Source organism: Bradyrhizobium sp. A11 (assembly GCF_042077125.1).
GTDB classification, from domain to species: domain Bacteria; phylum Pseudomonadota; class Alphaproteobacteria; order Rhizobiales; family Xanthobacteraceae; genus Bradyrhizobium; species Bradyrhizobium japonicum_B.
Genome location: NZ_CP149509.1, coordinates 5,723,478 through 5,743,829 on the forward strand (window position 1 = coordinate 5,723,478; position 20,352 = coordinate 5,743,829).

General features: G+C 66.6%; 14 protein-coding genes. 5 read left to right on the forward strand and 9 right to left on the reverse strand.

Translation table 11 applies throughout. The features are described from left to right. Window positions 1-15 precede the first annotated feature (15 nt). Window positions 16-1,212 (forward strand): acyl-CoA dehydrogenase family protein, encoded by a 1,197-nt coding sequence (locus WI560_RS26885; protein ID WP_375305613.1) that lies wholly within the window; start codon window positions 16-18, stop codon window positions 1,210-1,212. Between the two features lie 203 nt (window positions 1,213-1,415). On the opposite strand, the gene WI560_RS26890 is transcribed toward WI560_RS26885, so the two are convergent. The 3 genes from WI560_RS26890 to WI560_RS26900 all read right to left on the reverse strand — a co-directional run bounded on the left by WI560_RS26890 (window position 1,416) and on the right by WI560_RS26900 (window position 6,017). Then, window positions 1,416-3,740 (reverse strand): xanthine dehydrogenase family protein molybdopterin-binding subunit, encoded by a 2,325-nt coding sequence (locus tag WI560_RS26890; RefSeq protein ID WP_375305614.1) that lies wholly within the window; start codon window positions 3,738-3,740, stop codon window positions 1,416-1,418. A gap of 129 nt (window positions 3,741-3,869) precedes the next feature. Next, window positions 3,870-4,976, reverse strand: coding sequence for a S1C family serine protease (locus WI560_RS26895; RefSeq protein ID WP_375305615.1), 1,107 nt, complete (start codon window positions 4,974-4,976; stop codon window positions 3,870-3,872). 165 nt (window positions 4,977-5,141) lie between these two features. After that, complete coding sequence (locus WI560_RS26900; RefSeq protein WP_375308920.1) at window positions 5,142-6,017, reverse strand: dihydrodipicolinate synthase family protein; 876 nt, start codon at window positions 6,015-6,017, stop codon at window positions 5,142-5,144. Between the two features lie 176 nt (window positions 6,018-6,193). On the opposite strand from WI560_RS26900, the gene WI560_RS26905 reads away from it, so the two are divergent. Further along, window positions 6,194-7,330 (forward strand): diguanylate cyclase domain-containing protein, encoded by a 1,137-nt coding sequence (locus tag WI560_RS26905; RefSeq protein ID WP_375308921.1) that lies wholly within the window; start codon window positions 6,194-6,196, stop codon window positions 7,328-7,330. 4 nt (window positions 7,331-7,334) lie between these two features. Here the strand turns inward: WI560_RS26905 and WI560_RS26910 are convergent, their stop codons facing one another. Then, window positions 7,335-8,303, reverse strand: a complete 969-nt coding sequence (locus WI560_RS26910; protein WP_375305616.1) for a VOC family protein — start codon at window positions 8,301-8,303, stop codon at window positions 7,335-7,337. 177 nt (window positions 8,304-8,480) lie between these two features. On the opposite strand from WI560_RS26910, the gene WI560_RS26915 reads away from it, so the two are divergent. After that, entirely contained in the window at window positions 8,481-9,347 is an 867-nt protein-coding gene (locus WI560_RS26915; protein ID WP_375305617.1) for a S1C family serine protease, read from the forward strand. Further along, window positions 9,344-9,715, forward strand: a complete 372-nt coding sequence (locus tag WI560_RS26920) for a response regulator transcription factor (protein ID WP_375305618.1) — start codon at window positions 9,344-9,346, stop codon at window positions 9,713-9,715. Before WI560_RS26915 ends, WI560_RS26920 begins: the two co-directional genes overlap by 4 nt. A gap of 21 nt (window positions 9,716-9,736) precedes the next feature. Here WI560_RS26920 and WI560_RS26925 read toward each other — a convergent pair whose 3' ends face one another. From WI560_RS26925 to WI560_RS26945, 5 genes are all read right to left on the reverse strand, one after another. Next, the gene (locus WI560_RS26925; RefSeq protein ID WP_375305619.1) at window positions 9,737-10,468 is read right to left on the reverse strand and encodes a DsbA family protein; all 732 of its coding nucleotides are present in this window, start codon (window positions 10,466-10,468) and stop codon (window positions 9,737-9,739) included. Between the two features lie 145 nt (window positions 10,469-10,613). Continuing rightward, on the reverse strand, window positions 10,614-13,163 hold the full coding sequence (locus WI560_RS26930; protein ID WP_375305620.1) for a hypothetical protein: 2,550 nt from the start codon (window positions 13,161-13,163) through the stop codon (window positions 10,614-10,616). An 11-nt stretch (window positions 13,164-13,174) separates the two neighbouring features. Further along, window positions 13,175-14,368 (reverse strand): hypothetical protein, encoded by a 1,194-nt coding sequence (locus tag WI560_RS26935; protein WP_375305621.1) that lies wholly within the window; start codon window positions 14,366-14,368, stop codon window positions 13,175-13,177. A gap of 57 nt (window positions 14,369-14,425) precedes the next feature. Then, a complete protein-coding gene (locus WI560_RS26940; RefSeq protein WP_257232180.1) occupies window positions 14,426-15,550 on the reverse strand; it encodes a hypothetical protein in 1,125 nt (374 codons plus the stop codon). Between the two features lie 374 nt (window positions 15,551-15,924). After that, window positions 15,925-18,264: a Tex family protein gene (locus WI560_RS26945; RefSeq protein ID WP_375305622.1), complete on the reverse strand. Its 2,340-nt coding sequence runs from the start codon at window positions 18,262-18,264 to the stop codon at window positions 15,925-15,927. 609 nt (window positions 18,265-18,873) lie between these two features. On the opposite strand from WI560_RS26945, the gene WI560_RS26950 reads away from it, so the two are divergent. Beyond that, window positions 18,874-20,343, forward strand: coding sequence for an amidase (locus tag WI560_RS26950; RefSeq protein WP_375305623.1), 1,470 nt, complete (start codon window positions 18,874-18,876; stop codon window positions 20,341-20,343). Window positions 20,344-20,352 lie beyond the last annotated feature (9 nt).

Genomic DNA, 20,352 nt, shown 5'->3' on the forward strand with positions numbered 1-20,352 from the left:
CATCGGGAGAGCATCATGGACCTGTCGTTCAATGCCGAGGAGCGCGCTTTCCAGAGTGAGGTGCGCAGCTTCATCGCCAGGAATCTCACCGAGGAGATGAAGCGCGCGAGTGCGCTGACGCCGTCGGTGTTCTCCGACCCCGACATCGGCATGGCCTGGCAGCGCGCGCTGCACGCCCAGGGCTGGGGTGCGCCGGGCTGGCCAGTCGAATATGGCGGGCCGGCCTGGACGCCGTCGCAACGCTGGATCTTTGAAACCGAATGCGCGCGGGCCGGCGTGCCCAATGTCAACGTGATGGGCGTGAAGATGGTCGGGCCAGTCATCATCGGCTTCGGCTCGCCGGAGCAGAAGAACTTCTACCTGCCGCGGATTCTCTCCGGCGAGGATTATTGGTGCCAGGGCTATTCCGAGCCGGGCTCGGGCTCCGACCTCGCCTCGCTGAAGACGCGCGCCGTGCGCGACGGCGACGATTACATTATCAACGGCACCAAGATCTGGACAACGCACGCGCACCATGCCAACCGCATGTTCGCGCTGGTGCGCACCAGCGACGGTCCCAGGCAGCAGGACGGCATCAGCTTCATCCTGATCGACATGAAGACGCCGGGCATCACCACCCGTCCCATTCTCACCATCGGCGGCGACCACGAGGTCAACCAGGTGTTCTTCGACGACGTCCGCGTGCCCGTTGCCAACCGCGTCGGCGAGGAAGGCAAGGGCTGGACCTACGGCAAATATCTGCTGGAGTTCGAGCGCGGCGCGGGCATCGCTTCGGCCAAGTTGCGCGAGGGCTTGAGGGCGATCGCGGACCTTGCCGAGTCGGACCTGACCGGACGCGCCATCGACAGCCCAGACATCGCAACGCGCATCTCCGAGGTCGAGGTCGACATCGACGCGCTGGAGATGACCGAGCTGCGCGTGCTCTCGGCGCTGCAGACCGGGCAAAATCCCGGCGCGGTGTCCTCGATCCTGAAGCTGCGCAACAGCGAGATCCGCCAGGCCGTCACGCGGCTCGGCGCCGACGTGATCGGCCACGACGCGCTTGCCGTCGAGCCGATGCGCCCGCTCTACAAGCTCAACCACGAGCCTGTTATCCCTGAGGAGATGCTGACGATGGTGCCGGAATATCTCAACGGGCGCGCCTACACCATCTTCGGCGGCACCTCGGAGATCCAGCGCGACATCATCGCGAAGATGATGCTGGGGATTTAGCTCGGCTGTCCCAACACACTCGGTGTCGTCCCGGACAAGCGCGAGCGCAGATCCGGGACCCATAACCACAGGGAGATGTGGTTACGGGGACTCGGAGTTACCAGCTTCGCGCCACAATAACGCCTGTGGTTATGGTCCCGGGCTCGCGCTTCGCGCGCCCCGGGACGACAGTTGCGTGTGTGGTGGCAGCCCGCGCGACAACGCTACCCCGCCGCCCTCGCGTCCCGGATCGCCTGCCACACCTTCTGCGGCGTCAGCGGCGTATTCAGCTGGGTGATGCCGAGCTCGGCGAGCGCGTCCATCACGCCGTTGGTGACGCAGGGCGGCCCGCCGATGGCGCCGGATTCGCCGCAGCCCTTGGCGCCGAGCGGATTGGTGCGGCAGGGCGCGGAATCATCCAGCGTCACCACGATCGGCGGCACGTCGTCGGCGCGCGGGATGCAATAGTCCTGATAGCTCGCGGTCAGCAGCTGGCCGTCGGCGTCGTAGGACACGCCTTCATACAGCGCCTGGCCGATGCCTTGCGCCACGCCGCCATGGATCTGCCCGGTGACCAGCATCGGGTTCACCGCGACGCCGACGTCGTCGACCGTGGTGTAGCGCACGACCTTGGACACGCCGGTCTCGGGGTCGATCTCGACCTCGCAGATATGGGTGCCGTTCGGCCAGCTCGGACCATCCACCTCGCCTTCGGAATCGACACTGAGCTTGGCGCCGCTCTCCTTCTCGGCGAGATCAAACAGGCTGATGCGGCGGTCGGTGCCGACCACGGTGAGCATGCCGCCCTGGTACTCGATGTCCTCGATCGAGGTCTCCAGCACGTTGGCCGCCTTCTCGCGCGCCTTCTGGATCAGATCGTTGGAGGAAACCGCGACCGCCGTGCCGCCAACGAACAGCGAGCGCGAGCCGACGCTGCCAAAACCCGTGGCGAGATCGGTGTCGCCCTGCACCACGTCGATCTTCTCCATGGGAATGCCGAGCGTGTCGGAGATCATCTGGGTGTAGGTGGTCTGCAAGCCCTGCCCCATCGCCATGGTGCCGGAATGCAGCACGACCCGCCCTTGCGAGGTCGCTTGCAACGTGACCTTTTCGGTATGCGCGCGGCCGCCGGTCCATTCGATGTAGGAGGTGAGCCCGCGGCCGTAGAGCAGGCCCTTCTTTTTCGCCGCCTTCTTGCGCGCGGCAAAGCCGTCCCAATCGGCGAGCTTCACCGCGCGGTCGAGCATGTGGGCGAAGGCGCCGGAATCGTAGACCTGGCCGGCGGCATTGGTGTAGGGCAGCTGCGCCGGCTTGATGTAATTAGCCTTGCGGATCGCGCGCGGATCCATGCCGATTTTTCGCGCGGCGGCGTCAAAGAGACGCTCGACGATGAACACCGCCTCGGGGCGGCCGGCGCCGCGATAGGCGCCCACCGGCGCGGTGTGGGTCATCACCGACTGCACCTCGAAATGCACCAGCGGCAGATCGTAGACCCCGGTCTGTACGAACGGCCCGAGCACCAGCGGGATGATGTTGGCCGCTCCGGAAGAATAGGCGCCGGTGCAGCCGATCGACCTGACGCGATAGGCCAGCACCTTGCCCTTCTCATCCAGCGCGAAGGAGGCGGTCGAAGTGAGATCGCGGCCATGGGTGCCGCCGACGAACTCGTCGGTGCGGTCGCCGCGCCAGCGGATCTTCTTATTCAGCTTGGTTGCGGCATAGGCGACGATGCCGTCTTCCGGATAGAGGTTGGTCTTCTGGCCGAAGCCGCCGCCGATGTCGCCGACCAGGACGCGGACGCTGTCCTTGGGACGCTTGAGCACCGCTTCCGCCAGCACGTCGCGGGTCGAGGCCGGCGTCTGCGACTGCACGTGCAGCAGCAGGCGTCCCGTCTTCTTGTCGATCTCCGCGATGGTCGAGCGCGGCTCCATCGCGGAAGGCACCAGGCGCTGGCTGACGAGATCAAGCTCGACAACATGCGCCGCCTTGGCGAACGCCTCGTCCACCTTGGCAGCATCGCCGTAAGACATGGCGCCGACGATGTTGTCTGGCGCCTCCGGCCACACCACGGGCGCGCCGGGCTTGACGGCCTCGACGGGATCGACCACCGCGGGCAGCACGTCGTACTCGATCACGATCGCTTCGGCCGCGCTCTGCGCCTCCACCCGCGAGGACGCCACCACCGCGGCGACGGCCTCGCCGGCATAGCGCACAACCTCATGGGCCAGCAGCCGGCGCGGCGGCACCGTCATCGGCTTGCCGTCGGGGCGCTTGAAGATGTTCAGGGTCGGGATCGCGCCGATGTCGTCCTTGACGAGATCGGCGCCGGTATAGATGGCGGTGACGCCGGGCATCGCGGCTGCGGCGGTAGTGTCGATCGAGACGATCCTGGCGTGGGCGTGCGGCGAGCGCAGCACGTGCAACCACAGCGCGCCGTCGGCCGGCTTGTCGTCGATGAACTGCCCCTTCCCGGTGAGCAGTCTCTGGTCTTCCAAACGCTTGACGGGCTGCCCCGCTCCGAAACGCAAATTGCCGGGAAGAATGTTCATTCCGCTGTGTCCTCGAAATCCGCAAAAGCGACCGCGGCGGTTTTAACGGATTTTGCGGGCCAGACAACCGAGCCCCGGCACATCTGCAATGCGCCTCCGTGCCCCATGCGGCGGCTGCGGATCGGCCGGCTAGGACCGGTCGATATCGATGATGCCTACATCCACATCACGGCTGTCCGAGCCGCGCTTGACCGTGAGCCGGACGGTCTTGCCGGCCCCGGCCTGCTCCAGCGCGTCGGTCAGGTCGGAGAGGCGCCGAACCGGCTTGCCTTCGGCCGCGGTGATGATGTCTCCGACTGCTCCTGTCGAAAAGTTGACGCCGCGAATCCCCGCCCGCTCGGCCGGGCTGCCGGGGGCGGTCCGCACCACGATCACGCCCTCGACGCCGAGCCGGGTGGCAACATCCTCGCCGGCGGCCACGATGCCGATACCGGGCGTCGGCACCCGGCCGTTGCGGATGAGCTCGGGGACGATCCGGTTCACGACGTCGACCGGCACCGCGAAGCCGATGCCGGCGTTCGAGCCGGACGGCGATATGATCGCGGTCGTGACGCCGATCAGACGGCCGGCGGAATCCAGCAAGGGACCGCCTGAATTGCCGGGGTTGATCGCGGCATCGGTCTGGATGACGTTGGCGATCTCCCGGCCGCCATGGGTCGGAAGCCTGCGCTTGAGCGCGCTGATGATGCCGGAGGTCATCGATTGATCCAGCCCGAACGGATTGCCGATCGCAAAGGCGGCTTGGCCAACCTTCAGGTCGCTCGAGCTGCCGAGTCCCACGGGCGCCGGCAGCTCGCGCACGCTGCGGATTCGCAGCACCGCGAGATCGTAATTGGGAGCCCTGCCGACGAGGTCCACCTGCGCGACCTCTCCCGACGCAAAGCGCACGGCGATCTCGCTGCCATTGGCGACGACGTGATTGTTCGTCACGAGATGACCCTCGCGGTCCCAGACGAAGCCCGTGCCGGACGCGCCGCCGCCACCCTGGCCTTCGTCGCCCATGAGAGGACTGGCGGCCGATTTCACGGCGACCTGAACGACCGAGGGCGACACGCGCTCGAAGATGTCGATGGTCGCCTTTTCGCCATCCGACAGGGGCCCGCGCTGCTCGATGGCGCGCGCGGAGGGCGCCGCCCATGGGACATAGGAGATCGGGACATGCAGGATCTTCGCGGCCGTGACGGCGAGCAGCAGGGCGGCGAAGGCTGCCGCGGCAATCGCATAGCGACGGTTCATAAGTGATCACCGTATCTTGTGCTGGATGCGGGCTCTGAGGTGCACATGCGTGGGCGACAGAGGTCGCTCACGCGGCAACGCCGCAAGCGCACGGAAGTTTCTCTGTCAGGTAAGAGCCATTTTGCTCCCGACAGGTCGCCGGGGCAAATTGCCGCGTGGCAAGCGCTATGTCAGCTCGCGCAAAGCCGTCTCCACGACCTTGCGCGCCTCGGCGGTCAGCGGTGCCTGCGGCGGCACGGGGTCGCCGACATCGTAGCCCTGGATCGCGAGCCCGGCCTTGATGCAGGCGGCGAGGTTGAAGCGCGCGAAGGCTTCGTTGATGCGCCACAGCCTGCGCTGGAGCACCATCGCCTCGTTCCAGCGACCGGCCTTGCAGAGCTCGTAGAGCGCAACGCTCTGGCGCGGAATGATGCAGGCCGGGCCTGCCATCCAGCCGAGCCCGCCAATCAGCATCACCGCGGCCGGGATATGGGCGGAGGCCGAGAACACCCGCAAGGCATCCCCGCAGCGGTTCATGATCGAGAGCAGCCGGCCGGTGTTGGTCGAGGCGTCCTTGATGTAGCCGATGCGCGGATGCTCGGCGAGGCGCGCGATGGTGTCGAGGGTGAGATCGGAGCGCTGGAATTGCGGGTTGGTGTAGATGACGACGGGAATGTCGACGGCATCAGCAATGGCGCGGAAATAGGATTCGACCTGGGCATCAGTGAGCGGGAAATACGCTTCCAGGATCGCCAGGATGCCGTCGGCCCCAGACTTCTGGTAGGCCTTCGCCTGCGCCACCGCATCCGCAGTCGAGGTCGAGGCGACGCCGGCGATCACCGGCACGCGGCCCTTGGCGGCCTCGATCGTGGTCTGCACGACAGAGGCGCGTTGGGCGGCATTGAGATAGGCGAACTCGCCGGTCGAGCCCAGCGGCGTCAACCCGTGCACGCCGGCGCCGATCAGGTCGTCGCAGAGCCTGCGGAGGACTTCGGTGCGCACATTGCCGCCGGCATCGACGGGCGAGACGAGATAGGGGAAGACGCCGTGGAATTCGGACATGTCGGTCGATGGTCCAAGCATCGGAGCCCGCCAAAGGCCCCGTTGATTGCTGCTAACATGTGAGGAAATCGCCAGCAAGGCGGGCATTGACCAGTTCTTAAGGATGTTGCGAACTGGCCATGATGCCGCGCCCATCGCCCTACTCCGTATTAGGGAGTGATGACGATGGTGCCCGCATGCCTCTCACAATGCTGTCCAGGTATCTGCATCCCGATCCGCGCATCCGGCGCGAGCTCGTCGATCTCCTGTACACGTCATTGCCGCAAGTGTCCGCCATCGGCGTGACATCCGTAACGGGCGCCGTGGCGCTGACGGCCATGAGCGGTGACATAGGCTACGCCGTCATTTCGGGATTAATCTTCGTCACCGCGGCCGCCCGCGTCTATTCCCTGCTTCGCTACAAATCTCGCGCCACGCAGTTGTCGGACGCAGACGTGGTTCGCTGGGAGCGGCTCTACGGCGCCGGCGCGTCGGCATTCGGCCTTGCGCTAGGCCTGCTCTCCTATCGTGCGCTCGAACTCGACGATGACCCAGGCGCGTGGATCGCGTTCGGCCTCTCGATGTCGTTCTGCGTCGGCATGGTCTCGCGCGCCGCGATCCGCCCTTGGATCATCCTGAACACGGCCGCCATCCTCCTGCTGCCGACGATTGTCGGCGGCCTGCTCCGACCCGAATTCGCCTACAAGATCGGCGCGATCATGCTGGTGTTCTTCTGGCTGACCCTGCGCGAGGCCTCGAAGCACCTGTCTGCCGCGTTCGTCGAACGCGTCGAGGCCAAGCATCGGCTGGCGCGGCAGGCCACGCACGACTTTCTCACGGGATTGCCGAACCGCGCCGCGTTCTTCCAGGCCCTGGCCGAGACGCGCAGCGATTTCGCGATCGTCGCCATCGATCTCGACGGCTTCAAGCCCATCAACGACCGTCACGGCCATCAGGCCGGCGACGATCTGCTGCGCCAAGTGGCCGAGCGGCTGGCGTCGTGCGTCGGCAACACCGGCATCGCGGCACGCTTTGGCGGCGACGAATTCATGATGCTCCGACCTGTCAGGGCCGGCGAAGCCGGTCGTGAGGAGGCGTTCGCGCTGGCGCGTCAGGCCATTGGCGAGCTGTCGATGCCGTTCCTGCTGACGGACATTCCGGTCTGCATTGGCGCAAGCGCCGGCATTCTCGTCAGTACCGGGACCATCACTGCGGGCTCGGCCTCGCAATTGCTGGAACGGGTCGATCGTGCGCTCTATACGGCAAAGCGTGCGGGAGGCGGACGTTGCGTCTGGTCGGACGAATACGCCGGCGTCCAGCGCGCGGCAGGCTGAACAACTATAAAGCCTTGAGCAAGCGTATCCGCGTGCCCCAGGGATCGACCGCCTCCAGGCCGTCCGCAAGCGTCGTGACCTTCGCGCCGGCCTTGCGCAGGCGCTGCTCCTGGGCGGCGAGAATGTCCGGCTTGTCGGTCACGAGCGAGAACCAGGCAAGGCCGGTCGTCTGATCGTCGCGCTGGCCCGCGCCCTGGCTCTGCCAGACGTTGATACCGAGGTGATGATGATAGCGGCCGGACGACAGGAATGCCGCGCCGCTGCGGCTGCGGGTGGGATCGAGACCGATCGCACCATGATAGAAATTGCCGGCCTGCGCGAGATCGCCGACCCGCAGATGCATGTGACCGATGCGCAGGCCCTCGGGCGCCCCGGCATAATCGGGCACGCGTGGATTGGTCAGCGAGAGCAGGTCAGGAATGTTGAGCTCGTCGGCCGCCATCTTCACGCTGCCCTCGCTCCACTGCCATTGCGAGGGATCGCGATCGGCATAGACCTCGATGCCGTTGCCTTCGGGATCGTCGAGATAGACGGATTCGCTGACGAGGTGATCGGCAAAGCCCGACAGCTTCACGCGGTGCGAAGCGGCGTGGACCAGCCAGCGCGCCAGGTCCTTGCGGGTCGGCATCAGGAAGGCGGTGTGATAGAGACCGGCGGCGTTGCGCGGCTCGATCGCCGCATCGGGCCGGGCCTCCAACACCACCAGCGTGACGCCACCCGTGCCGAGCTTTGCCGCAGTCGCCGACCGCTCCATCACGGTGAGGCCGATCACGTCGCGATAATAATCCGCGATCGTGTCGAGGTGCTTCACCCGCAGCGTCACCATGCCGACCCGCATCGGCGTGCGGCTGGCATAGGTCGGCCCGCCGCCTTGCTGCATGCCTTCGGCGCGTGCCGCCGCCGTGGCGGCCGCCGCAAGCGAGGTCGCGCCGGCGAGTTGCAGCAGGGTGCGGCGGGTGAGGTCGACGGTCATGACGGCTCGCAATTCTTGAGGCCAAGGGGCGTAATCCCGGGATTGCTACACGTTCCCGTGAGGCCCTCCCAATCACATGTTCGTCGGCTTTACGGAGGCAGTCCCTGTCCTGGCCACCCGGCCAGTTTCGCAATTGCCCGCGACATCCCAGATTGAGGGCAATCACAGGAGCACGCCATGACCGATCCGAGCCCCCTGTCGTCATTCTCATCCGCCCTCGCGGACGTGGTGGCGCGCACCGCACCCTCGATCGTCTCCGTGCGTTCGCATCGCTTTCGCTCGACCGGCTTCGTCTGGAAGAGCGGCCTGATCGTCACCGCGGACGAGGCGCTGGCCGACGAGGGCGAGGTCGAGATCGGCCTGCCGGACGGTCGCACGAGTGCCGCCACGGTCGCCGGCCGCGACCACACCACCGACATCGCCCTGCTGCGCGCCGACATCGCGTCGACCCCGGTCCAGCTCGCGGCAATTGTCCCGCCGCTGGGCGCGTTGGCGGTCGTGGTCGCCACCAACCGCGACACGCCGAGCGCGGCGCTCGGGATGGTGTCGGCGTCCGGAAAGAGCTGGCGTTCCCTGCGCGGCGGCGAGATCGATGCGCGGATCGAGCTCGACGTCCGCCTGCGCGACAGCCAGCAGGGCGGCCTTGCGCTCGATGCCTCGGGACAAGCCTTCGGCACGGCGGTGCTCGGCCCGCGGCGCGTGCTGGTGATCCCGACGGCGACGATCGAGCGGGTCGCCTCCCAGCTGGAGGCGCGCGGCCGCATCGCGCGCGGCTATCTCGGCCTCGGGCTGCAGCCGGTGCGGCTCGACGACGGCGTCGGCGCGATGGTGATGAATGTCGACAAGACCGGACCGTCGGCCGCAGCCGGCATCCGTCAGGGCGACGTGATCGTCGCGGTCAACGGCCAGAAGCTGTCGGGCGTGCGCGCGCTGTCGCGGACGCTTGGACCTTCGAGCGTCGGCGCGGTGATCGACCTCGCGGTGCGCCGCGGCGGCGAGCCGGCCGGCTTCAAGGTCACGGTCGGCGAGAGGCCGGAGACGTGAGTGAAGACAGCTCCCCGGAGATCGTGGTGTCCCTGGAGATCGACGATCCCGCGCTCGCGGGCCGCCTGGCGGCTTTGCTCGGCAATGTCGCCGGGCTACGCCTTGCCGCGCCCGGCGAATCTGCCGCGGCGACGATCGTCGCGCGTGATCCGCGCATCATGCCTGACGACATCGCACTGACGCAGCGTGAGCTCGACGTGCTGGCACTGATGGCCGAGGGCGCCTCCAACAAGATGATCGCGCGCCGGCTCGGCATCTCCGTGCACACCGTCAAGTTCCATGTCGGCTCGCTGCTCGACAAGCTCGATGCCACCGGCCGCACCGATGCGGTGGCTCACGCCGCCCGTCGCGGCGTGATCGAGCTTTAGGGTCGGCGCGCGCTCAGGCGATCACGGTACCTTCGCGGCCTGAATGCGCGCTTTCAGGGCTGCGGCGCCGACCGCGCCGGGGATCACGCTGTCACCGACGACATAGCCGGGCGTTCCGTTGATGCCGAGCGCTGAGGCGAGGCGCATGTTCTGCTGCAAGGCCTCGCTCACCTCGGCGCTGGCCGCATTCTTCTCGATCTCCCCGGCGTTGAAGCCGAGATCGGCGGCGACCGCGAGCGCCGCGGCACGATCGACTCGGCCCTGCGTCGCCATCAGGCGGCGATGAAACTCGAGCGTTTCGGCGGCGCTGGGATGATGCATCTGCAGCGCGATCGCGACCTTGGCGGCTTCGACGGAGTCGGGGCCCAGGATCGGGAGCTCCTTGAGCACGATGCGCACGCTCGGCTCGTCGGCGATCAGCGCCAGCGTGTCGCCCAGGGCCTTACGACAATAGCCGCAGTTGAAGTCGTAGAACTCGACCAAAGTGCGGGCGCCTTCGGCGGCGCCGAGGGTCGTCTGCAGCGGCGCGGTGTACAGCGCCTTGGCGTTGTCACTGATCACCTGCCTGATGTTGCTCGCCGCAGGCGTCGGTGCGGTCTGCGCGGTGGCGTTGCGCTTGGCAATGAGGGCCACGAGCGCATTGCGCACCGCCTCGGGGTGATCGGCCAGGTATTTTTCGATTGCCGGGCCGAGGGCTTCCGGGTGCGCGGCGAGATATTGCTGGATGGCCTCGTCGACGTCCCTACGTTGCATCTCTGCGTACGCCGTGCTCGGCACCGCAATTGCGGCAGCGACGAATATGCCTAGCGCGGCTCCGTGGAGCCGGTGTAACGCAAGCCTTGGTCTGTCGATCATCGTTGGCATTGCCGAATTCCTCCACTTACCTCTCAACAGCATTTTAGCGCTCCCGTTGCCGCACAGGCGGCGCAACACGGCCGGGCTGAAGCGGCGCAACCCGGCTAGGCTGAGGCGGCGCAACCCGGCGAGGTCCGGCCGGCAAGCAGCGTTTCCCGAACGGCCCTGGGACGGTTCCGGCCGGACAGCTGATCGGACGGCTCGTAGAAGGCTCACGTTCTCCAGGCGCCTTCGGCTTCGACGGACGCGGCACGGGAACGGGCGAAGGCTTGACCGGCACAGGCTTCGGCGTGCGCGCCACGCAGGTGCCCTTGTCGTCACGCGTTTCGCCTGCCGCGCAGGGTTGCTGCGGCGAAAACTTCTTGCCGCTCTGTGCGACACACTGCGAGCGATCGTTCGGATTGACCGGGGCAGGACAGCACTCGCCGCTCGACGTCAGGTTTCCGGCCGCGCAGCACTTTCCCGCCGCGGTTGGCACATAGCCGGCGGCACAACAAAGCGAAATCTTCGGAATCTTGAACTTCGGTTGGCATTGCGTTCCGTCGGCGCTCGGAGTCTGGCCGACCGGACAGCACACCCCCTTCGAGGTCGCCTGGCTCTTCAGGCAACATTTGCCCGCGATCTTCACGTAACCCGGCGAACAGCAGTCCAGACATATCCCGCCCGGAATCTTGGGAATGAATTGCTGACACTTGCCGTTGACCAGAGCACCCGCGCAGCAAAGCTGCGCCCCGCCCGAACCGGTATAGATGTGATCGTTCTCGCAGCACTCGTGGTTGGGACCGATCGCCGTTTGCGTCGTTCCGCACATCGGCTTGCCGATGTCGGTCGAGGGATTGCCGCAAGCGCCGCCGGGCCGAAGATCAACCGCTGAGCAGCACTTGCCGTTGACCAGAGTCTCGGACTTTGCGCAGTCCGAGGCACAGGCGCCGTTGCTCCACACTTGATTGATCGGGCATACGGGCTTGCCCCCGGGGCCGCACACATGGGTCTGACAGGCTCGGAAGCTCGGCGGCGGCGGCGGCGGCAGCGGCACGCCGACGGGGCGCAAGCCCGGCAGAAGTTGTGCCGGCTGTTCGGCGCAGGTGCGCAGGATGGCGATGTCTCCCAGATGTCCCCGTGCGGACAGATCCGGCGGCGCGTCGGCATAGTCGATGAAATAGCTGAGCCGCGGCGGCGCGTCGTCACGGCGGATGCGCCAGGCCGGATTGCCTTGGAGCCCGTCGATTGCAAGCATATCGCTCTGACCGATCTGTGTGGCGAGCTTGGGATCGGTGGCGTGCCGCAACTGCTCCCCGGTGGTCCAGACGAAGCCGCCGCAGGAGCGCGGATTGATGTTGCCGTGCTGGTCGTAGCTGTAACCGATGGCGACGCCGCCATTGTCGTTGCGGAAGGTCTCGGGAAAGCCCACCGCATATTCGTCCGGCACGGCCTGCCAGATCGGCTGCTTTGCCTCCGTGACGCCGATCACCGTATAGCGCAGCACGCGGCCGATCGACGGCACCGACAGCGCTTCGAAATCCTGGGCGCCGGTCGGTGCCGGGCGCTCGGCGAGATACATCCGTCCTGCGTCATCGAAGGTGATGCGCGATATCTCGGTGGCGCCGGCCGCGAGCGACGCCGCCACCTCGATCCTGATGTCCGGGCCGAACGAACCATCGGCATTGAGGCCGACCGACCAGATCCGCGATCCCTCGGCGACCGCGTAGTAGAGACGATGATCGCGCACCGCGAGGCCGAACACCCGCCGTCCCGGCTCTGCGTAGCCCCAGGTCTCGGGCCGCGCACTGTCGAATTGCGGGCTGGTCAGATTGATGCCGGACCCGGCAGCTGCCGGCGAGGGCGCAATCCCGACGGCGGCGGTGCCGGTTGTGCCGTGATCGTAGACGCCGAGATCAGCGCCATTCATGCCGAAGCGATGGATGAGACCCGTCTCGCGGTCGGCGACGAACAGCGACTTCGTAGCGGGATCGTAGGCCAGTCCGCCGAGCGCTGCGCCCGAGTTCGCCCTTCCGGCGGTGACGACATTCGCAAACAGCTTCACCTCGCCGGTAAGGCCGTCGATCTTCCAGATCGACCCGGGCCCGCCTCCGGGTCCCCACTGCGCCGGCATGAAAGCCGCACCGTTTGTCCCGAACCTGACGTGCTGCGGCTTGCCATCGCTTCCGGGCGCAACGATCGACAGCCCGTAGGCCGAGGTTGCCGCGGCATAGATGTTGGCGGGCGATTGGTCGTCCAGGGCGACGCCGAACACCTGCCCGATCCATTTCGCGCTCACCGTGAAGGGCTTTGGCGCTCCGACGAGTTGCGCCTCCGGTGGACCGCCCATGCGGCTGAGATCGACGACACGCAGCGAGGGTCCGTCGGGATCGATGAACGAGCGCGCATCGGCGTCCTGGCCGAGCTCGATCTCGAATGGACGGAGCCCACCGGAGAAGCCGGTGACCGCAGCCTGCCCCGGCGCGTAGACGCCGCGCGGCGCCTGAGCCGAGGCCGCACTGCCGAGCGCCAGAACCAGGCTCGATGCGATCGCGATGCAGCGCATCGCGCGGGCTGAGACGACGAGCGATTTGTGTCGACGATGATCCATCATGTTGTGTCGCCTCATTTCGGGGGCTGAGGTCGGGGGACGCAGGTGCCGCTCTTCGGGTCAGGCAAGGTGCCGGGCGGACAGCACTGCCCGCACGAGGTCATCTGAGCGGGATTGCAGCAGCTGCCGTCGAAGGTCATGCCCTGGCTCGCATCGGCGCACGGTGTTACGCAATCGCCGACTCCCCCGATGCGGACCTGTCCGGTGGGGCACGCCGGCGGTGGACACATGCCGAACGGCGCGAAGCCGAAGATCGCGGCCTGGTTCGTGTTGTCACACAGGCAGGAGGAGATCCCGTTCGGCATCGTTTCGCCGGGATGCGTGCCATCCGGGCAATCGCACGAAAAGGCGTAACGGGCGTCGCCGGAGCCGGGATTAGGAACCTGGTGCCAGTCGGCCTTCATCGGTGCTGGGCAGAAGCAGTAGTAGGCACCTCCGCAACCGGTACCCTCGGCAGTTGGAGGCAATGTCACGACAAGAGTTCCCTCGGCCGTCGTGGTACACGTCAACGTATGTTGCCAGGGCTCCATGTAACTCCCGGAGCTCTTGCAGTTCGGGTTGGAGTAGCCGATGGAGCCGGAGGGAATACATGCCGGATTCCAGATTCCCGAGTAGCTGTGGTCTTCCTTGCATTTCTTGACATCGATCGACGGGCAACTGGCGAGCGCCGGCGGCGGCCGCGTGCAGTCGCAGGAGCCGAACCCCAGTTGATCCTGAAGCCAGCACAACGCGTCCTCCATGCAGTCGCCAAGGTCGCTGCCCAGCGCGCCGACTCCCTGCTCGGTCGCACAGGCGCATTGCATGACCTTCGCCGGCGAGCCGACAGCGGACAGCACATCGGCAAGCTCGCCGAGCACGTTCTGCCCGATCTTCGAGCCGCCCGCCGATTGCAGTTGACCGAGGATCTGCGAGGCGGTGCCCTGCACCTTGCTGCAGAACGAATCGACCGCACCCTGCCCCGCCGCCGCGGCGACCTCGGTGAGGACGCCGGTCGCCGCAGCCGCCGCAGCGCAGCCAACGCCGTCCGCGCAGGCCCCTGCGCAATCCGACAGTCCGCTCACCGACTGCTTGGCGGCATCGAATATGTCGCTGGGGTTGCAGCCCGCCCGTGCTGGCGACGCCATCACGATCATGGCAGCGATGACGGCCGCAATCCACGAGGCGCTCGAACCGACCTGGCGAAACGCTGGTGCGGATGACCGCCGCATCGCGCGGCCACCGGTTGAGATCGAGTCGTGTCGGCGAGGCTTCACGATTGCAGCCCCTTACTTCACGATTGGCTTGGGCACGCAGGTGCCGCTGTTCGAATCGGGTATCGTCCCTGGCGGGCAGCATTGCCCGCAGGTCGTCATCTGCGCGGGGTTGCAGCAGCTGCCGTCGAACGCCATGCCCTGGGTCGGATCCGCGCACGGCTTCACGCATTCGCCGCTCTGGCCGATGCGTATCTGTCCCGCGGGACATGCCGGCGGCGGGCACATGCCGAACGGCGCGAAGCCGAGATTTGCCGGCTGATTCGTGTTGTCGCAGAGGCACTGTGACAGTCCGCTCGGCAGGATCGGGCCGGGATGCGTCTGGCGATCCGGATTATCGGCTTCATACGGGCAATCGCAGGCGAACAGCCAGCGATGCACGTCGGTCCCTGGATTTGGCACCTCATGCCAAGCCGGGACCATCGGCTTGGGACAGAAGCAGGATTGGACGGGGTCGCAGCCGGTATTCTCCTGCGTCGGCGGCAGCCAGATGGCCAGTGTTCCGTCCGGCGTGTCCGCTTTCGCGACCGTCGGGATGTTGTCGCCGTATCCGCACTTCTGCCAGTTCGGATTGCAATTGGAGATGGAGCTGTACGGGATGCAGGCTGGATCCTTCATCTGGTCGAAGTGACCCATGGGTTGGCAATGCTTGACGTCGACCGACCCGCAATAAGCCTTCTGCGGCGGCGGCCGCGTGCAGTTGCACCCAATCCCCAACCCGCCGCACAGCAAATCCTGAGCGCATTCGCCGAGGTCGAAACCAATGGAATTCGTGCTCTGCTCGGTTTCGCAGGAGCATTTCGCGATCTTTTGGGCCGAGCTGTTCTCCTTCAGCTTCTTGTAGATGTCGGCCGGAATGGAGCTGCCGAATATCGCCTGCAGCTTGTCGGCGATCACGTCGCCGGAGCCCGTCGCCTGCGCGCAAAACTGATCGACCAGATCTTGTCCCTTGCCCGTGTCCGAGCCCTGGATCGCCACGCCGGCGAGGGCCAGATCCAGCGCGATCGCGATGTCGCAGTTTGTCTCGCTGTCGGAACAGAGCGACTCGCAATCATACGTTGCCTTGAGCGTGCCGTAGAAAGACTTGGCGAGGTCCTCGAGGCTGCACCCCGCGCGCGCCGGTGACGCGAGCAGCAGCATCGCGGTGACGACCGCCGCACCATACCTTCGCCAGTCGGTTGGAAATTCGATGCGCATCGTCCCCCCGCAACCTGAGGCAGCAAGATTGCGGTCGAAGGCTAGGCCGATCCGCCTCGGCCCATATTGAGGTGGCTCAATGACCCCGCGATATCGAGACGTCGATCGGCATCAACGCACCTCCAGCTCGTGGGCGACGGAAACCGTAATTGCACCGTCAGTCCCGGCCCGTTGTCGCCCAGCGCGATCTCCGCACCGTGGAGGCGCGCTGCGACGGCGACGAGCTGACGCCAAGTCCATTGCGCGGCGGGCGACGTCGTCGCTGACCTGCAATGACGACGTGGATGGAGGCTGGCCTATGTCGGGCTGCTTGGCTGCTACACCCGCTTGCCGCCGTTCTTCTCGGCCGCGCGGCGCAAGGCTTCGGCGAGGGCGCCGCCGCCGGAAGAGGACTCCTGCTTGCGCGGGGCCGACGAGGTCATGCGCGAAGGGTTGCGTGCGCCGTTGTCGCGCTGCATGCCGGGGGCATCCTTCTTGGGCCCGACCTCGTCGTCGAGGCGCAGCGTCAGGGAGATGCGCTTGCGCGCGACCTCGAAGTCCAGCACCTTGACCTTGACGATGTCGCCGGGCTTCACCACCTCGCGCGGATCCTTGATGTAGGTCTTGGACATTGCCGAGATGTGCACGAGGCCGTCCTGGTGCACGCCGATGTCGACGAAGGCGCCGAACGCGGCGACGTTGGTCACGGTGCCCTCGAGGATCATGCCCTTCTTGAGGTGCTTGATCTCCTCGACGCCCTCCTTGAACACTGCGGCCCTGAACGCCGGGCGCGGGTCGCGGCCCGGCTTTTCCAGCTCGCGCAGGATGTCGGTGACGGTCGGCAAACCAAAGGTCTCGTCGACGAAATCCTTCGGCTTCAAGGTGCGCACGATCTCGCTCGAGCCGATCAGCGCCTTGATGTCGCTCTTGGTGGCTGCGAGGATGCGGCGCACCACCGGATAGGCTTCCGGATGCACGCCGGAAGCATCGAGCGGGTCCTCGCCGCCGAGGATGCGCAGGAAGCCCGCGCACTGCTCGAATGCTTTCGGCCCGAGCCGCGGCACGTCCTTCAGCGCCTTGCGCGACTTGAACGGGCCGTTGGCGTCACGGTGTGCCACGATGCTCTGCGCAAGGCCGGCGCCGACGCCCGACACGCGCGCGAGCAGCGGTGCGGAGGCGGTGTTGACGTCGACGCCGACGGCGTTCACGCAATCCTCGACAACGGCATCGAGCGATTTGGCGAGCTTGGCCTGGCCGAGGTCGTGCTGATATTGGCCGACGCCGATCGCCTTGGGCTCGATCTTGACGAGCTCGGCGAGCGGATCCTGCAACCGGCGCGCGATCGACACCGCGCCGCGCAGGGTGACGTCGAGATCAGGCAATTCCTCGGAGGCGAAGGCGGAGGCCGAATAGACCGACGCGCCGGCTTCGGACACCACGATCTTGGACATCTTCAGCTCTGCGAGCCCCTTGACCAGCTCGGTCGCGAGCTTGTCGGTCTCGCGCGAGGCGGTGCCGTTGCCGATCGCGATCAGCTCGACCTTGTGCTTCATCGCCAGGCGCCCGAGTGTCGCCAGCGACTCGTTCCACTGCCGCTGCGGCTCGTGCGGATAAATCACGCCAGTATCGACCACCTTGCCGGTCGCATCGACCACCGCGACCTTGACGCCGGTGCGGTAGCCGGGATCGAGCCCCATGGTGACGCGGGTGCCGGCTGGCGCCGCCAGCAGCAGGTCGCGCAGGTTGGAGGCGAACACGCGCACGGCTTCGGTCTCGGCCGCGTTCCACAGCCGCATGCGAAGATCGATGTTCAGATGCACCTGGATCTTGGTGCGCCAGGCCCAGCGCACGGTATCGACCAGCCAGCGGTCGCCGGGGCGCTTGAGGTCGGCGATGCCGAACCGCTTCATGATCTTCAATTCATAGGCGCTGGGCACGCCCGGCGGCGGCGCCTCGGCCTCGGCCTGAATTTGCAGGTCGAGGATCTCTTCCTTCTCGCCCCGGAACATCGCGAGGATGCGATGCGAGGGCAGCTTGGTCAGCGGCTCGGAGAAGTCGAAATAGTCGGCGAACTTCTCGCCCTCGGTCTTCTTGCCGTCGCGCACCTTGGAGGCCATGCGCGCGTTGGTCCACATCTCCTCGCGCAATGCGCCGATCAGGTCGGCGTCCTCGTCGAAACGCTCGACCAGGATGGCACGGGCGCCGTCGAGCGCAGCGGCGGCATCGGCAACGCCCTTCTCGGCATTGATGAAGCCTTCGGCCACGACTTTCGGATCGTTGCCGGGCTCGGCGAGCAGTTGATTGGCGAGCGGCTCGAGGCCCGCTTCCTTGGCGATCTCCGCCTTGGTGCGGCGCTTCGGCTTGAACGGCAGATAGATGTCTTCGAGGCGCGCCTTGCTGTCGGCAGCCATGATCGAGGCTTCGAGCGCGGCATCGAGCTTGCCCTGCTCGCGGACCGATTCGAGGATGGCCTTGCGGCGGTCTTCGAGTTCGCGCAGGTAGACCAGACGCTCCTCCAAGGTGCGCAATTGCGCGTCGTCGAGCGCACCGGTCGCTTCCTTGCGGTAGCGCGCGATGAAGGGAACCGTGGCGCCGCCGTCGAGCAGCGTCACCGCCGCCTCGACCTGCTCGCTGCGGACCCCAAGCTCCTGCGCAATTTTCTGGTTGATATTTGCCACGCGAGATTCCCTCTATCCAAGCCCGTGGTGCGGCGGCGAAGCACCGGCCACGGGACGCCGCTTATGGACCAACCGGGGCTGATTCATCAAGGTACGGCGGAGGGCCGTCGACAAGGGATTTTTTCTCGAACCGATGCGATCTCGCCACATTCGTGGGGAGGCGCGTGACTGACGCTTCACGTGTCCCGGCCGGCGCTGCAACGCGAATAGCGTTGCAGCGCCGGCCGGGATCCAGGAGGCGGCACAGCTATAGCGAGATGGGCCCCGGCTCTGCAGCGCATCGTCGAAGCGACACTGCGCTGCGTCCGGGGCACGAGCGGAGCTTGCGCCTGCTCTCTCCGCACCGTCATTGCGAGCGAAGTCGTAAGGGCCTCTCGCAATGACGGAATATGAGACAGCACTTGGTTCTTCGACTTCCGCCATCATTCGTCGCAACCCGGCCGGCGATGGCAGCGAATGTGTGGTTGCAATTCTCGCACCGCTGCCGGATTGAGACGGCGCCCCGCGACCCCTCCGCCCCGCGCAACCCTGCCCCTCGCGCCGGCTCAGTTGATTCAGGCCCTCCCTTGCGAAAAAGCTGGCGGCGCACCTTGAGGGGATTTGGATTTCATGACTTTGCCGATGAGCTGGAGTGAATGGGCGCAGCACGATGGCGTCGCGCTGGCGGGCCGCGTCCGCAAAGGCGAGCTGACGGCGAAGGATCTGGCGCGCCAGGCCGCCTCGGGCGTCGCCAAGGTCAATCCGGCGCTCTCGGGCGTGGTCGAGCTGTTCGAGGACGTGATCGCCGATCCCAGCAAGGACGGCGCCAATCTCGCAGGCCCCTTCGCCGGCCTGCCCTTCCTGATGAAGGATCTCGGGCCGACCATGAAGGGCCGGCTGCAGGAGATGGGCTCGCTGCTGATGCGCGGCAATCGCGCTAGCGCCGATACGTTCCTCACCGGCAAATTCCGCCAGGCCGGCCTCAACCTGATCGGACGCACCACGACGCCGGAATTCGGCGTGTGCTCTTCGGCCGACAACCCGGCCGTCTACGTCACGCGCAATCCCTGGAATACCGACTACACCACCTGCGGCTCGTCGGCGGGCAGCGCCGCGATGGTTGCCGCCGGCGTGGTGCCGATCGCGCATGCGACCGACGGCGGCGGCTCGATCCGCATTCCCGCCGGCGTCAACGGCAATATCGGCCTGAAAGTCTCGCGCGGCGTGTTCTCGCTGGCGCCCCACATGTCGGACCTGACCGGCCTCGTCTCGATCCAGGGCTGCCAGTCGCGCTCGGTGCGCGACACCGCCGCCTTCGTCGATCATGCAAGGGGACCCGCGCCCGGCGAGTTCATGCCGTTCTGGACCACGGCGCAGCCTTATTCCGAGATGATCAAGCGCGATCCCGGCAAGCTGCGCATCGCGCTGTCGCACAGCTGGGGCGACTATACCGCGACGCCCGAGATCGCCGCCGAGCTGGAGAAGGCCGGCCGCTTCCTCGAAGGCCTCGGCCATCACGTCGATCATGCGCTGCCCGAGCTCGACTTCCGTGCCGCCTTCGCCGCGCAGACCACCTGCTATATCTCGAACTTCGCGGTGGTGATCTCCAACATGCTCGCCGCGCGCGGGCTGGACAAGCCGCCGGAAGATCTGATCGAGCCGATGAACATCCGGATCTGGGAGGCCGGCCGCCACACCAGCTTCGCCGAGCGCGCGAAGATGCAGGGCGTGTTCAACACCACCTCGCGCGGCTTCGGCGCCTTCTTCGAGCAGTGGGACGTGATCCTGACGCCGATCACCGCGCTGCCGACGCCGAAGGTCGGCACCAGGGAATATCTCACCATCGCCGACAATCCCGACGTGCTGGACTGGTTCGGCAATCTCTGGCGCTTCTTCGCCTTCACGCCGCTCGCCAATCTCTGCGGCATGCCGGCGATCTCGATGCCGATGGCAACGCAGGACCACGGCCTGCCGCTCGGCATCCAGGCCATCGCCAAGCAGGCCAATGACGGCTTGTTGCTGCAACTCGCCGCCCAGATCGAGCGCGCGCTCGACGGCAAGTGGAACGGCGGCAAGAAGCCGAAGGTGCATGTCGGTTGAGGCGGAGCC

What these genes read in the sequence shown, in the direction of transcription:
- WI560_RS26930 (WP_375305620.1), bottom strand. Translation starts at nt 13,163, where the DNA reads ATGATGGATCATCGTCGACACAAATCGCTCGTCGTCTCAGCCCGCGCG.
- WI560_RS26935 (WP_375305621.1), bottom strand. Translation starts at nt 14,368, where the DNA reads ATGCGGCGGTCATCCGCACCAGCGTTTCGCCAGGTCGGTTCGAGCGCC.
- WI560_RS26885 (WP_375305613.1), top strand. Translation starts at nt 16, where the DNA reads ATGGACCTGTCGTTCAATGCCGAGGAGCGCGCTTTCCAGAGTGAGGTG.
- WI560_RS26910 (WP_375305616.1), bottom strand. Translation starts at nt 8,303, where the DNA reads ATGACCGTCGACCTCACCCGCCGCACCCTGCTGCAACTCGCCGGCGCG.
- WI560_RS26900 (WP_375308920.1), bottom strand. Translation starts at nt 6,017, where the DNA reads ATGTCCGAATTCCACGGCGTCTTCCCCTATCTCGTCTCGCCCGTCGAT.
- WI560_RS26915 (WP_375305617.1), top strand. Translation starts at nt 8,481, where the DNA reads ATGACCGATCCGAGCCCCCTGTCGTCATTCTCATCCGCCCTCGCGGAC.
- WI560_RS26895 (WP_375305615.1), bottom strand. Translation starts at nt 4,976, where the DNA reads ATGAACCGTCGCTATGCGATTGCCGCGGCAGCCTTCGCCGCCCTGCTG.
- WI560_RS26890 (WP_375305614.1), bottom strand. Translation starts at nt 3,740, where the DNA reads ATGAACATTCTTCCCGGCAATTTGCGTTTCGGAGCGGGGCAGCCCGTC.
- WI560_RS26925 (WP_375305619.1), bottom strand. Translation starts at nt 10,468, where the DNA reads ATGCAACGTAGGGACGTCGACGAGGCCATCCAGCAATATCTCGCCGCG.
- WI560_RS26940 (WP_257232180.1), bottom strand. Translation starts at nt 15,550, where the DNA reads ATGCTGCTGCTCGCGTCACCGGCGCGCGCGGGGTGCAGCCTCGAGGAC.
- WI560_RS26905 (WP_375308921.1), top strand. Translation starts at nt 6,194, where the DNA reads ATGCCTCTCACAATGCTGTCCAGGTATCTGCATCCCGATCCGCGCATC.
- WI560_RS26950 (WP_375305623.1), top strand. Translation starts at nt 18,874, where the DNA reads ATGACTTTGCCGATGAGCTGGAGTGAATGGGCGCAGCACGATGGCGTC.